The following is a 13,359-nucleotide window of genomic DNA, read 5'->3' as shown; positions in this document are numbered from 1 at the left end:
CTGCCTCAGCCCTGAGGGCGTCGCTGTTGGATCAGTTCCCTAGCAAGTCGGTCGCGTTCATCGTGGGTATGTCCCGAGACAAGGACCACGCGGCATTCGCGCGTGAGCTCGCGCCGGTTGCGTCATCGATCACCGTATCCAGAACCCACGGAAACGCCCGCGCGGCGGAACCCTCGCGACTAGCCGAAGCCTGGGAAGCCTGCGGCTTCGACGTGACGTACGCGGACTCCGTCGCGCACGCCCTCTCACGGCTGGACTCCCATCCAGCCGACCACACGGTCATCTGCGTCACCGGCTCCGTCTTCTTCGTCGGAGAAGCGCTGCAAGGCGTGAATCCGTTGTTCTGCTGCAAGCAATAACGAGGGGAATCGTTCGATGTTGACTCGTCAGGTCTCACACTCGCCGAGTCAGATCGCCGCAGCCGGCGCGTGGCGTCGTCGCGCGGCATGGGGCGTGTCGTTCGCGGTCAGTTCTTTGTGTTCCTCACTCGCCCTCGCGCAGGATGCCGAGGCGGTGGTTTCTTACGGTCGCCCGCCTCTGCCCGGCATCTGGTGGCTGGCGCCGATCGCATCGATCCTTGCGCTTCTGTTCGCCTACGTGTTCTACCGAACCGTGATGAAGCACAGCGAAGGCACGCCGGAAATGGCGGAGATCGCTCAGGCGGTTCGCGAAGGCGCCATGGCGTACCTGCGTCGGCAGTACAAGGTGGTCGGCATCATCTTCGCCGTCCTGTTCGCCTTGTTCGCCTTCATGGCGTATGTGCTCCACGCCCAGAACCAGATCGTCCCGTTCGCGTTCCTGACAGGCGGGTTCTTCTCGGGGCTGTGCGGGTTCTTCGGCATGAAGACGGCAACGAATGCCTCTGCCCGAACCGCCAACGCCGCCCAGCACTCGCTGAACTCCGGTCTGCAGGTCGCGTTCCGAGCCGGCGCGGTCATGGGCTTGGTGGTCGTGGGATTCGCGTTGCTGGACATCACCGGCTGGTTCCTGCTGCTCTATTATGTGTTCCCGCACAGCATCTTCGGCACCGAACCGAACCCCTTGCCGCAGATCACGGTCATCATGCTCAGCTTCGGCATGGGCGCATCGACGCAGGCGTTGTTCGCTCGCGTCGGCGGCGGCATCTACACGAAGGCGGCGGACGTCGGCGCGGACATCGTCGGCAAGGTCGAGGCGGGCATCCCAGAGGACGATCCGCGAAACGCCGCGACGATCGCGGACAACGTCGGCGACAACGTCGGCGACGTCGCCGGCATGGGAGCCGACCTCTACGAGTCCTATGCCGGATCCATCCTCGCCACGGCAGCGCTGGGGGTCTCCGCCGTTTCGGTGAACCCCGACTGGACGGGGGCGCAAGAGATGGACATGCAGCTCCGTTTCCTGGCGGCTCCGATGGTCCTTGCCGCCGTCGGGACGGTGCTGTCGATTCTTGGCATCTACATCGTGCGCACGCGCGAGGATGCCAAGATGCGCGACCTGCTGAACGCGCTGTCGCGGAGCATCAACCTCAGTTCCATCGCCATCGCGATCGTCGCCATCCCGATCCTGTCGGTGCTGGGCATCCCGTCCGTGTGGCGGATGTGGGGCGCCATCGTCGCGGGTCTCGTCGCTGGCGTGGTCATCGGCAAGGCGACGGAGTACTACACGTCCCACGAGTACAAGCCCACGCGCGGCATATCAGGGCATTCGCTGACAGGTCCGGCGACGGTCATCATCGACGGTCTCGCCGTCGGGATGATGTCAACGGCGATACCCGTCGTGACGATCATCGCAGCCATCGTCATCGCCTACTACCTGCCCGGTGGCGGTCAACAGCCGCTCATGGGGCTCTATGGAATCGGATTGGCGGCGGTCGCCATGCTCTCGACGCTTGGGCTGACCCTTGCCACGGACGCCTACGGGCCCATCGCGGACAACGCCGGCGGCAACGCGGAGATGGCGGGTCTGGGCCCGAACGTTCGCCAGCGCACTGACCAGTTGGACGCTCTGGGGAACACGACGGCAGCCACTGGCAAGGGGTTCGCAATCGGCTCGGCGGCGCTGACCGCGATGGCGCTGCTCGCGTCGTATCTCGAAGAGATACGATTCGGCATGGCGCATCTGGCGGGTCTCAAGGAGATCGTCGTCGATGGGACCGCGATCCCCACGATGAAAGCCACCATCGCCAACTTCATGGACTACTACAACGTCACGCTGATGAACCCCAATGTCCTCATCGGGCTCTTCGTCGGCGCCGTGATGGCGTTCTTCTTCTGCGCCCTCACGATGAAAGCCGTCGGACGCGCAGCGGGCGCGATGGTGGACGAGGTGCGCCGCCAGTTCCGCGAGAAGCCGGGCATCATGCAGCGAACCGAGAAGCCGGACTACGCGACCTGCGTCGCGATCTCGACGGCGGGCGCGCAGCGCGAGATGATCGTGCCGTCGCTTCTGGCGATCATCGTTCCCGTCGCCATGGGGCTGCTGTTCAGCGTTCCGGGGGTTCTCGGCTTACTGGCAGGCGCGCTCGCAACCGGGTTCGTACTCGCGGTCATGATGGCGAATGCCGGCGGCGCGTGGGACAACGCCAAGAAGTACATCGAGGAAGGCAACCACGGAGGCAAGGGCTCGGATGCCCATAAGGCGGCGGTCGTCGGCGACACGGTGGGCGACCCGTTCAAGGACACGTCGGGTCCGTCGCTGAACATCTTGATCAAGCTGATGTCGATGGTCTCCATCGTCTTCGCCGGCTTGATCGCCAAGTTCGCTGGCATCGGCGGGCTTCTGTCCGCTCTGCTGGGGTGATCGGACAGACAGGACCGAACCAACGGCGGCGCGCGGTAACGCGCGCCGTTCGTCGTGCTCGGAGCCGGACTAGAGCGACGCGGTCAGGTTGGTTCCCGAGTCGGGATCGAACAGGTGAGCGCGCGCCATGTCGATGCGAGCCGAGACGGTCGCGCCCACGGTCGGCGTGCGTTCCGCCTCCGCTTTGGCGACCAAGGTCGTCTCGCCCGCGGACAGGTAGACGACCGTCTCGCTTCCGAGCGGCTCCACCACCTCGACCCGGCACGGCATCGCGGGTGAATCGCCGGCGTCGCCGACACGGACATGTTCGGGACGGATGCCCAGGACGACGGGTCCGTCAGGACGAGGGGCGGTCATGGCAGCATGGGGCTCCGCCAACGGCAGAGCCAGCCCCTTTCCACGGAACTGGCGGTGCGTGCCATCCTGCAGCAGCTCGCCCTCCACGAAGTTCATCGCCGGGCTCCCGATGAATCCGGCGACGAACCGATTCGCTGGGCTCGCATACAGCCGCAACGGTCCGTCCATCTGCTGGATGACGCCCTCGTTCATGACGACGATGCGGTCGCCCATCGTCATCGCTTCGGTCTGGTCATGGGTCACGTAGATCATCGTCGCCGCGAGACGCGTATGCAGCTTGCTGATCTCCGCCCGCATCTGGACGCGGAGCTTCGCGTCGAGGTTGCTCAACGGCTCGTCGAAGAGGAACACCTTCGGGTGTCTCACGATGGCGCGCCCCACGGCGACCCGCTGGCGCTCGCCTCCCGACAGAGCGCGCGGCTTGCGATCCAGCAGGTGCTCGATGCCCAGAATCGCCGCCGCTTCGCGCACTCGCTCGGCGATCTCAGCCTTGGGAACGCGCCTCAGCTTGAGCCCGAACGCCATATTCTGGAAGCAGGTCATGTGCGGATAGAGGGCGTAGTTCTGAAAGACCATCGCGATGTCCCGATCCTTCGGCGGCACGTCGTTGACACGACGCTCGTCGATGAAGACATCGCCACGAGTCGCGTCTTCGAGACCGGCGATGATGCGCAGCGTCGTCGACTTGCCGCACCCCGACGGGCCGACCAAGACGACGAACTCCTGGTCCTGAACTTGGAAGGACGCATCGCAGACAGCGGCAACGCCGCCGGCGTACTCCTTCGTCACGCCAACCAGCCGGACGGTCGCCATGGTGCGCCTAGTCTCTTGCGAAGGCGAGAAGACGCCGCACAAGTGGGGCGACGTCGAACCTGGAAGCTGCGAGGTCCGCGTACCGAACGTCGTCGAGAACCGTCTCGGGCCGGGAGCTCTCGACGACCGTGACGTCCGTCCGAGGCAGGTGCTGCGGGATCGCCTCCCCGCCATCCGACTCGGTGACGAGCAGAACCGATGCCAGACCGGCCTCGGAGTGTCGGCGAGCCTCGCGCAGGGCTCGCGCCCGAGCGCGTTGGTCAAGATCGGTCTCGCCTACGGCTTCTGGGGCTTCCGACCAGCAGACCAGCACCGGCAGCGATTCTTCGACTGCGGCTGCGTAGATGTCGCCGAGCGCGTCGAGCTCCGACGGCGACGGCGCGAGTTCGGGCCGTTCGTGGTCAGCCACGACGATCACACAGGCGATGCGGTCGAGCGTGATCGTGCCGCACACCCAGCCAGGCATCTCATGCCGACAGGCAGCCGAGCCGTCGTCCCCAAGCTGCGCGACGCGTTCCATAGCAGTCAACGGATAGTGGTACCGGCAGTGCGGGCAGACCTTCGCGTGCCGGTTGAGTTCCCGGGCGAAGGTCGTCTCCTTGCACGAAGGACACTTGAGCCAGAGCCCTTCTGGGATCGCCTTGCGGTCGCGCGACGTGATCGCCGCCGGTCGGATGGGTATGACCTTAGCCACTCGACCCCTCTCCCGCCTTCGGGTTCGCCGCGTCGCCCTCGCCGTCCGCCACGGCGAGCGCCTTCAACGCGCTGGCTTCGCCGTCGCAGATGGGCAGCAGGTGTTCGATCCGCGCAACCGTCAGGAGCCGCCGGATGTGCTCGTGCGGATTCACGAGAACCATTTTCCCGCCGCGCTCCGCGGTTGCGATCTGCGCTCGCACAAGCGCTCCCAACCCGGAGCTGTCCAGGAACTGCGTATCGGACAGATCGAACGCCAGCCTCAGAGCGCGTTCGTCCGCGAGTCGCTCCACGAGCCGTGATACGTAAGCTCGGAGCTCCTGGCTGCTGTCGCCGACCACCTTGCCGCTGATCGCCACAATCGTGGCACCCGCGCTCCGACGCTCGGTGACCTGCATGCGTCATCCCATCTGGAGGAGCCCGCGCTGACACGGGAGATGATCAGGTCGTGAGGTAGGCGACCGCGTCGCAAACCGTGCCAAACGGCGGGAACAAGTGGTCGAGCTTCGTCAGACGGAACAGGCGCTCCTCTGACGATCCGCTGGTCACGACGACCGCGACCCTCGGCTTCGCCTTCGACGTCACGATGTCGGAGTAGATTGCCATCAGTGAGCCGATGCCAGCGGAGTCGATTTGGTTGACCAGGGTCATGTCGATCACGATATGCGCGGATGACCCGATCAGCTCGAGAACTCGCTTGAATTCCTTGCGCAGTGCCGGCACGTCCGTGTTGACGAGCCCGCCTTCGATGCCGAAAACGATGCAGCCGGGCGCTCTTCGATAGCGGATCACCATGTTCGCGCCTTACGACAGTCGCGGACCCTCCGGGCGAGACCGGCTGACGAATGGACACCCGGAGCGGTGCACACCCCGCTGAACAGCGAAACTAGGACGAGAGACTCGCGACCGCCGCGGCTTCGTCGGGGAACTGCTCGAAAAGCTGCGCCAGTTTGGCGAGCGTCAAGAGCTTCTGGATGTTGGCGCTCGCTCTCATGATGCCGATCCGGCCCTTCTTCTGCTGAACATGCGTATAGGCGTTCACCAGTGCGCCCAGGGCGGAACTGTCCATCATACCCGTGCCTTCCAGATCGACGAGGATCCGCACCTTGTCGGCGCCCAACTCGATGGCTTTCTGAAAGGCTTCGCGCAACTTCATGCCATCGGGACCGATGACGTTGCCTTTGAGATTGAAGATGATCACGTGCCCGCTACGTCGGAACGTCAAGTCCACAAGATGCCTCCTGATTGCGAAGGGGTATCGCTCAGCCGTGCCATCCGCGGGCGCTCTGGTACCCGCCACCGCACACCGAATGCCTCGGCTCCACTTACTCCTTGGGGACGGACTTAACCATTGTCAGTTCGGTGCCGTCATCGTTGTACGACACCTCGTCCATGTAGGCGCGTATCATCAACAGGCCCCGACCGTGATCTCGGAACAGATTGTCGCCCGACAGGGGGTCGGCGACTGCTTGAGGATTGAAGCCAACCCCTTCATCCTTGACGACGACCTTGAGGGTCGTACTGTCGAACTCGACGCGCACGTGAACGCGCTTGTTCGTGTCGTACTTGTTCCCGTGCTTCACTGCATTCATGCACCCCTCGATGATGGACACACTGATCATCTCGACGACGTCGCTCTCAAACCCCATATCCTGAGCGATATGAGTCACGACGGCGTCCACCACCGACATCATGGCGACGTCCGTGGGCAGATTCAGGATCACATCGCGGAGTGCCTGCGGGTTTTCGCTTGCAGTTGTCAGGTCGGACAAGAGCGCTCCTTTCAGAGATACTCGCCTGTCAAGCTGTCACCTGGATCGCGACGACCGTCAAATCGTCTGACCGCTGGCTCGTGCCGCTGAACTCTGTCAACCGCAGCCGAACTGTATCACAGATCGCATCCGCGGGCAAACGCGCCAACTCCATCGTCAGGTCGCCCAGCCGACCGTCGCCGAATAGCTCGCCGGAGGGGTTCTCCGCCTCCGTCAGTCCGTCCGTGTATACGACGATCAGGTCGCCGGGATCCAGCTCGACAGTTCCATAGACGTACTCCGCCAGCTCGAACACGCCCACCAGCATGCCGCCGGCAGTGAGCCTCACCGCGTCGGATCGGTTCGCATTCACAAGCAGCGGATGGCAGTGCCCGCCGTTTGCGTAGGTGAAGGTCCGCTCACGAGGATCGATGACGCCGTAGACCATCGTCGCGAAGAGGTCCGGTTCCGTCTCAGCAGCGAGAAAGTCGTTGATCCGCTTGATGACGCGCGCTGGCGTCGGTTCCTCCCGCGCCACAATGCGCAGAACCGTCCGCACCATGACCATCAGCAACGCCGCAGGAATGCCCTTGCCTCGGATATCGGCGATGGCAACCCCTACCTTGTCATCGTCGAGCGGGATGAAGTCGTAGAAATCCCCGCCGACGTCCAGACTGCTCTGCAGCATTCCGACAACGCGCATCCCTGGGAGTCGCGGCTCTTCGCGCGGCAGCAGACCCAGTTGGATCTGCGCCGCTGCCTCCAGGTGACGCGCCAACTGTTCGATGGCGTTGGACCACTCGCCGTGAGCCCCCATCAGCGGGTTCGAATAGGACACTCGACGCGACCGCGAGAGCTGCGCGAGGACACGCGATACGAGCGCATCCGGCTCGAACGGCTTGGTGATGTAGTCGTCGGCTCCGGAACTGAGCCCGCGCAGCTTGTCCGCGATCTGGACGCGAGCGGTGAGCAGGATGATGGGCGTCCCGCTGGTGCGCTCGTCGGCGCGCAGGGCTTCCATCGTCTCGAATCCGTCCATGCCCGGCATGCTCAGATCGAGCAGCACGAGGTCGGGGCTCGACGTTCGCGCGACCTCCAGAGCTTCGATGCCGTTCCGGGCGGTGAGAACGTCGAACTCCTCGGATCGCAATGTGAGCTCGATGAGATCGAGGATGTCCGGTTCGTCGTCCACGACGAGAATACGCTCGCGCATGGTCAGATCACCCTTGCGGGCAGTTGCGGGTATCCGGTCCCGATCGCGCCGGTCCGCCTATGCCGGCCTCGTGGCTCGGCTTCGGCGGGAAGCCTGACGACTGGGATCCGCCACCGGCAGCACGAAGCGGAAGTCGCTGCCCTTGCCCAGTTCGCTGTCTACCCAGATGTGACCCTCGTGTGCCTCCACGATGCTCTTGGCAATCGCCAGCCCCAACCCCGTTCCGCCCTGATGCCGCGTATGGACGCTACTCACCTGGTGGAACTTGTCGAAGATCTTCTGCCGTTCCTCCGACGGAATCCCCTGACCGTTGTCGATCACTTGAATCGAAACGAGGTTCCCCTCCCGCCGTATCCGTACCCTCACTTGGCCGCCTTCGGGCGTGAACTTGACGGCATTCGTCAGCAGGTTCGTCAATACCTGCCCGATGCGTTCGGCGTCGCCCAAGACATCGGGAACGCCTTCCTCGCACTCGAACGCCAACTCGATGCCACGACCGTCCGACAGTTGGCGGATATCGTCCAGCCGCTGACGAGCCACGTCAACGACCGACATCGGTTCGAGCCGCACCTCCAGACGTCCCGACTCGATCCTCGAAAGGTCGAGCAGGTCGCCGATCAGGTTCGAAAGCCGCAGCGCCTGCCGCTCGATGCGCACCAGCTTGTCGCGTACCGAGTCCGGCACGGCTCCCGTCTTCCCGTCGAGCATCAGACGCGTGTATCCGTAGATCGACGTCAGCGGCGTCCGCAGCTCGTGGGACACGAGGGCGACGAAGTCGGACTTCATCTCCTCGATCTCCTTCTCGCGCGTCACGTCGTCGAGCACGAAGACGGTTCCCATGCGCGCGCCATCCTCGGATAGGACGGGACTGTCCACGATGCGAAGCGCCACGGTCGATTCGCCCCGAGCGACCGTCGCCGAACGCGACGATGCACGTCCCGTCGCCGGGCGGGCGCGCATATCCGGGAAGATGTCGGCAACCGCCTCCGGGCTCAGGACGTCGTCGATCACCTTGCCTGTGGTATCCAGCTCGATGCCCAAGAGGTACTCGGCTGCGGGGTTCACCAGCACGATCCGCCGGTCCAGGTTCAGGTAGACGATGCCCTCCGCGACGCTGTTGAGCACCGAGCTGAGCTTCTTCTCCTCGTCGGTCAGGCGAGAGAGCGTTTCCTGAACGGTGCGCGACATCGCGTTGAACTCATCGACCAGCACGCCGATCTCGTTGCTCATGGTAACCGGAATCGCGTGCTGCAGGTCGCCGCGACGGATCGCCTGCACGGCGTCGGTGATCTGTCGGATGGGTCTCACGAGCCGACGCGCGAACAGCACGGACGCCACGACAAGGACCGCCATCGACAGCCCCGTCGCCCACAGCACGCGCTCCCGCAGAGCCTGTGCGGGCGTGAAGGCAACGCGCGTCGGCTGCGACACGACGACCGACCACGGCAGGACCGACGACGACCGCCGGAACCCGTACACGCGCTCGACCCCGGTCGCGTCTTCCTCGACCGTGTACTTGGGCAGAGGAGCCATCTGGGTCGACGCCATGGCGACTTGTGCCGCCTCCGGGAAGAACGCTCCGCTCTTCTTGACGGTCACGCTGACCGCCAGCGGCGAGCGCAGTCCATGCCGCAGGATCAGCGATTGCTTGACGGTCTCGGCTAAGCCCGTCATCGTCTGGCGCGCGGTGGAGAGCACCCCGACCGGTTCCACCGTCAGCGAGTCGGCAACGACCATGGCGTCGCCGTCGAAGTCCTCGTGCCCCTCGACGTGGACCCACACCCAGTCGCCGTCTCCGAGCGTCGCCCACTGGTCGTCGGAGCGCGCGACGACGTAGAGCGCTCCATCGTCCGCGTCGCGGCCTAGGATCGTGACATCTCGTCCCGAGTCGCTGGAGACCGCATCGAGGCTTGCCGACCTCACGACCTCGGCGAGACTTGGGATCGGCAACCAGACGTGGATCCCACCAACGATCTCGTCTCGGTCCCACACAGGCGCTGAGAGCGCGACCCACACAGCCGGAATCGTCCGGTCATAACTCGTCTTGCCGACCACGAAGCGGCCCTTCTGTACGGCTGCGCGCCACCAGGAGGCTTGAATATCGAACGGATGCGTCGGGTGGCTCGATGTAAAGAGCAGTCCACGTCGATCCGCGACGACGAAGAAGGCGCTCGGAGGCAGAGCGGCGACCAGCCGACGTGTGACGGCATCGACCTCCGAAGGTTCCATCGACCTGCCGTAGGCGCTCCATCGCGCGGCGAGTTCTTGCGGGTCTCGCCGCAACATCTCGACGAGATGGGGGCGCACATCGCGCGCAAGCTGGAACACCTGCTGGCGATACGGTTCCACGGCTGCCGTGGCGCGAGCCATGGTCTCGTCGGCGACTTCCGTCAGGTGGGAACCGATGGTCGATTCCAGCGATGCCCGGCTCTGTGAGTAAAGCCCGAACGTCGGCAGGAAGACGACGACGACGACCGGAATGGCGCTAGCCAACAGCAGCATGACGACCAACTGGCTGTTGAGACTCGCGAGCCACCGGCGGCTGGACGCGATGCCTCCCCGAGTTCCCGCGTCGTGTCGATCAGGTGGGGTGCTCACGTGCCGGGATCCCAGGCGCCGCGCGACCTCGGGCGCGCCACGCATCAGACGTGGCTGAGGGCGGCTTCGGCTGTCGGGTAGATGTCGATGACGCTATCGAGGCGAGTCGTGTGGAGCACTTGCCGCACGATCCGGTTGGGATTCGCGAGCACGAGACGTCCTCCCGCGCGCTGAATCGACACGAACGCCCCCACGATGACGCCGACCGCCGCGCTGTCGACACGTGTCACAGCGGACATGTCGACGACGACGCGCGGAGCCTCTCCGCTGGCGGCGCGTGTCAGTTCCTCGCGCAGTCGGTGGGCGACCTGGTGATCCAAGCGCCCGTCGAGTGGCACGACCCGTGCCTCGAACTGAGTCTGCGTGGCAACGCTCCTCACGTACGGCGCGCGACCCGAATCCTGCCCGCACCATACTAACCTCGGACGCTGGGCGACTCAACCAGCACGACCTGCCCCAACGGCCTCTCGGAGAACCGTACGATGGCGAATGCTCTGGCAGGTGCGACGCGTTCATCCGTGAGGAACCGCACAGACAGCGACGGCTCCGATTCTGCGACCTGCACCGCGTCTGCCTCGAGCGATGGGCGCGTGTAGGCGATCAGTCTACCCTCCGGCGCGACCAGCTCGGAAGCGCACCAAACCAACCACGGTAGCGAGGCTGTGAACCGAGACAGCACCACGTCGAAGCCATGTTGCCACATATTCGGCACGTCTCCCGGTTCCAGGCGCAGTTGTGCGATCTGGACGTTACCCAGCCGCATCGAGGCGGCGGCGTGATGGAGGAACGCCACCTTCTTGGCGTTCGGCTCGAAGAGGACGACCTGCGCGTCCTCCCGCAGGATCGCGACCGGCACGCCGGGGAAGCCGGCTCCTGTGCCCACGTCGGCGACCCTCACGCTCCCAGCCGGAATGTGCGCCAGGCAGAGCGCCGAATCGACGAAGTGCCGCTCGACGATCTCAGATACGCCTGTGACGGCGGTGAGGTTCACTTTGCCCCGCCATCGCTCCAACAGTCGGGAACACGTCTCGAACGCCTGCGCCTGGCTCTCGTCGATGTCCACACCAATGCTTTGGAGCCGGGATCGGGTCAGGTCGGCGACCGACACGTCACCGGATCGCTTGCGTGTGGAGGTAGCGGAGGACGACATCGCCCACCTTCCGCAGGCTGTCAGCGGAGCACTTGTCCGGCGTGTCCGCCAGCGTGTGCCAATGAGGGTAGTCGAAGTCGATCAGGTTGATGGTCGGAATGCCGGCGGCGATGAGCGGCACGTGGTCGTCGAGGATCGCCCCTCCAGCCTCCCGACGGAACTCCTTCACGCCCATCGATTCGGCGACATCCCACACGGCGCGGACCATTTCCGCCGCGGCATCCCACGAGTGGATTTCGACGGGTATCGAGAGGTCGGCGTCGCCGACCATGTCGAGCAGAATGCCTCGTCGCGGCTTCCACGGAAGCGGATTCTTGGCGTAGTGCTTGGAGCCCAGGAACATCTCGTCGGACGTCTTCCCCCAGTCCTCCCCGTCGAACAGCACGATGGCGACGGGAACCGGGGGCGGCACGTCGTGCAGCGAACGAGCGATCTCCAGGAGAACCGCGACGCCCGAAGCGCCGTCGTTCGCTCCTGGAATGGGGCGTTTCGCTCGCGCGGGGTCCTTCTCCTGATCGGCGAACGGGCGCGTGTCCCAATGCGCGCACAGCAGCAGACCCGGTTCCGAGCCAGTCCCGAACGACGCGACGACGTTGCTCATCGCGACGTCACCATGCCGGAAGCTCTGCACGGACACCTTCGACGCGAACTGACGCAACGTGTCAACGAGGTAGGTCCGGGTCCGCTCGTGGCTCGCCGTGCCGGGGACCCTGGGTCCGAAGGCGACCTGTTTGCGCAGGTGGTCCATGGCTCGAGCGCCATCGATGCGCGGTATCGACTGCGCGAAGCCGCCAGCGGCAAGGCAGAACAGACAGCAGGCGAGGAGGACCCGAGCGCTAGTCGAGGTCATTCCGACCCTCCAGCGCGCGGCTCAGCGTGATCTCGTCGACGAAGTCGAGATCGCTTCCCACCGGCACGCCGAACGCGATCTGCGTCATGCGCAGGTCCATGCCCTGAAGTCGGCGTTGGAGATAGGTCACCGTCGCGTTGCCCTCGACACTGGGACTGAGCGCGAAGATCACTTCGCGAACGCCCGATCCGTCGATCCGGGAGACGAGCTCCCCGATCCGCAGGTCATCGGGGCGCACCCGGTTCAGAGCGCTCAGAACGCCGCCGAGAACATGGTACATGCCTCGGTAGGCTCCGGTTCGCTCGAAGGCGGGTATGTCGTCGGCGTCTTCGACGACGCAGATCGTCGAGGCGTCCCGCGTGGCGCTCGTGCAGATGACGCAGGGGTCCGTGCCGCGCTCGGTGATGTTGCCGCAGGTGGTGCAATGCGTCAGCGCGTCGTGGATCGTGGCGATGCTCTCGCCGAGACGGCGCACTTCCGCCGCTGGCTGCCGAAGCATGTGGTAGGCGAGCCGTTGGGCGCTCTTGGGCCCAATGCCCGGGAGCTTCTGCAGCTCAGCCAAGAGCCGAACGAGACTGTCCGGATGGTAGCGCAAGGGTCTGCTCCGTCTGTGCGTCGAGCGCCGTCGGACGCCACGATGATAGCCGTCGGCAAGTGACGGATCAACGCACCCGGTTGCGACGCTTGACTCGACATGATGACGGCGATACCGTTCCAGCGTCGTATGCGCCCGTAGCTCAGGGGATAGAGCAAGTGACTTCTAATCACTAGGCCGCAGGTTCGAATCCTGCCGGGCGTGCCAACCTAAACACCCGCAGAACCGCATGAACACTGCATCGGCGGGTTCCTATTTCGACCGACCCCGACCCTCAGAATCCTTGCGTATTGCCCTGAAATGCCTTTGAACGCCCCCATACGGCGCCATTTTGGGCAAGGTTTGGGCAACGGCGCTGCCGCGCAATCGCAGCGACGGCGCGGCTTCGCGCGCAAGGGAGGGGTTCGGCATGGCAAGGGGCAAGCGGCAAGCGATTGTGGCGCTTCCCTACCGACAGACATCGGGGCTGTTCCTGAAAGGCGGGCAATACTTCGCCGACGTGCGAACCGACGACGGACGACGGTTCCGGCGACGCTTCGGCGCGGACAGGACGCGCGC

General features: G+C 64.9%; 14 protein-coding genes and 1 tRNA gene. 3 read left to right on the top strand and 12 right to left on the bottom strand.

Features of this window, described 5'->3' with window-relative positions; all coding sequences use genetic code 11:
- Positions 1-26 precede the first annotated feature (26 nt).
- Entirely contained in the window at positions 27-359 is a 333-nt protein-coding gene (locus FJZ36_14705) for a hypothetical protein (GenBank protein MBM3216154.1), read from the top strand.
- Positions 360-537: 178 nt separating this feature from the next.
- The gene (locus FJZ36_14700; GenBank protein MBM3216153.1) at positions 538-2,781 is read left to right on the top strand and encodes a sodium-translocating pyrophosphatase; all 2,244 of its coding nucleotides are present in this window, start codon (positions 538-540) and stop codon (positions 2,779-2,781) included.
- 69 nt (positions 2,782-2,850) lie between these two features.
- Here FJZ36_14700 and ugpC read toward each other — a convergent pair whose 3' ends face one another.
- From ugpC to recR, 12 genes are all read right to left on the bottom strand, one after another.
- Entirely contained in the window at positions 2,851-3,951 is a 1,101-nt protein-coding gene (ugpC, locus tag FJZ36_14695) for a sn-glycerol-3-phosphate ABC transporter ATP-binding protein UgpC (GenBank protein MBM3216152.1), read from the bottom strand.
- Between the two features lie 7 nt (positions 3,952-3,958).
- Complete coding sequence (locus FJZ36_14690) at positions 3,959-4,645, bottom strand: hypothetical protein (protein ID MBM3216151.1); 687 nt, start codon at positions 4,643-4,645, stop codon at positions 3,959-3,961.
- Positions 4,638-5,042: an STAS domain-containing protein gene (locus FJZ36_14685; protein ID MBM3216150.1), complete on the bottom strand. Its 405-nt coding sequence runs from the start codon at positions 5,040-5,042 to the stop codon at positions 4,638-4,640. The genes FJZ36_14690 and FJZ36_14685 overlap by 8 nt, the downstream gene beginning before the upstream one ends.
- Before the next feature lie 43 nt (positions 5,043-5,085).
- A complete protein-coding gene (locus tag FJZ36_14680; protein MBM3216149.1) occupies positions 5,086-5,439 on the bottom strand; it encodes an STAS domain-containing protein in 354 nt (117 codons plus the stop codon).
- Between the two features lie 91 nt (positions 5,440-5,530).
- Entirely contained in the window at positions 5,531-5,956 is a 426-nt protein-coding gene (locus tag FJZ36_14675; GenBank protein ID MBM3216148.1) for an STAS domain-containing protein, read from the bottom strand.
- Between the two features lie 13 nt (positions 5,957-5,969).
- Complete coding sequence (locus tag FJZ36_14670) at positions 5,970-6,416, bottom strand: ATP-binding protein (GenBank protein MBM3216147.1); 447 nt, start codon at positions 6,414-6,416, stop codon at positions 5,970-5,972.
- Between the two features lie 28 nt (positions 6,417-6,444).
- Positions 6,445-7,608 (bottom strand): response regulator, encoded by a 1,164-nt coding sequence (locus FJZ36_14665; protein MBM3216146.1) that lies wholly within the window; start codon positions 7,606-7,608, stop codon positions 6,445-6,447.
- A gap of 57 nt (positions 7,609-7,665) precedes the next feature.
- Positions 7,666-10,206 (bottom strand): HAMP domain-containing protein, encoded by a 2,541-nt coding sequence (locus FJZ36_14660; protein MBM3216145.1) that lies wholly within the window; start codon positions 10,204-10,206, stop codon positions 7,666-7,668.
- Positions 10,207-10,250: 44 nt separating this feature from the next.
- Positions 10,251-10,586, bottom strand: coding sequence for an STAS domain-containing protein (locus FJZ36_14655; GenBank protein ID MBM3216144.1), 336 nt, complete (start codon positions 10,584-10,586; stop codon positions 10,251-10,253).
- 35 nt (positions 10,587-10,621) lie between these two features.
- The gene (gene rsmG / locus FJZ36_14650; GenBank protein MBM3216143.1) at positions 10,622-11,356 is read right to left on the bottom strand and encodes a 16S rRNA (guanine(527)-N(7))-methyltransferase RsmG; all 735 of its coding nucleotides are present in this window, start codon (positions 11,354-11,356) and stop codon (positions 10,622-10,624) included.
- Complete coding sequence (locus tag FJZ36_14645) at positions 11,316-12,206, bottom strand: M28 family peptidase (protein MBM3216142.1); 891 nt, start codon at positions 12,204-12,206, stop codon at positions 11,316-11,318. Before FJZ36_14645 ends, rsmG begins: the two co-directional genes overlap by 41 nt.
- Positions 12,193-12,801 carry a recombination protein RecR gene (gene recR, locus FJZ36_14640; protein ID MBM3216141.1) on the bottom strand — a complete coding sequence of 203 codons (609 nt, stop codon included), beginning with the start codon at positions 12,799-12,801 and terminating at the stop codon, positions 12,193-12,195. Before recR ends, FJZ36_14645 begins: the two co-directional genes overlap by 14 nt.
- Positions 12,802-12,932: 131 nt before the next feature.
- Between recR and FJZ36_14635 the strand changes: the two genes are divergently transcribed.
- Positions 12,933-13,008: transfer RNA gene (locus FJZ36_14635), tRNA-Arg, on the top strand.
- Positions 13,009-13,359 lie beyond the last annotated feature (351 nt).

The organism is Candidatus Poribacteria bacterium, from assembly GCA_016866785.1.
GTDB lineage: Bacteria > Poribacteria > WGA-4E.
This window is presented reverse-complemented; position numbering and strand designations above follow the sequence as displayed.

Excerpts from the sequence above, each read along its gene's own strand:
- ugpC (MBM3216152.1), bottom strand. The coding sequence starts at position 3,951 with ATGGCGACCGTCCGGCTGGTTGGCGTGACGAAGGAGTACGCCGGCGGC.
- FJZ36_14685 (MBM3216150.1), bottom strand. The coding sequence starts at position 5,042 with ATGCAGGTCACCGAGCGTCGGAGCGCGGGTGCCACGATTGTGGCGATC.
- FJZ36_14680 (MBM3216149.1), bottom strand. The coding sequence starts at position 5,439 with ATGGTGATCCGCTATCGAAGAGCGCCCGGCTGCATCGTTTTCGGCATC.
- FJZ36_14665 (MBM3216146.1), bottom strand. The coding sequence starts at position 7,608 with ATGCGCGAGCGTATTCTCGTCGTGGACGACGAACCGGACATCCTCGAT.
- rsmG (MBM3216143.1), bottom strand. The coding sequence starts at position 11,356 with ATGTCGTCCTCCGCTACCTCCACACGCAAGCGATCCGGTGACGTGTCG.
- FJZ36_14645 (MBM3216142.1), bottom strand. The coding sequence starts at position 12,206 with ATGACCTCGACTAGCGCTCGGGTCCTCCTCGCCTGCTGTCTGTTCTGC.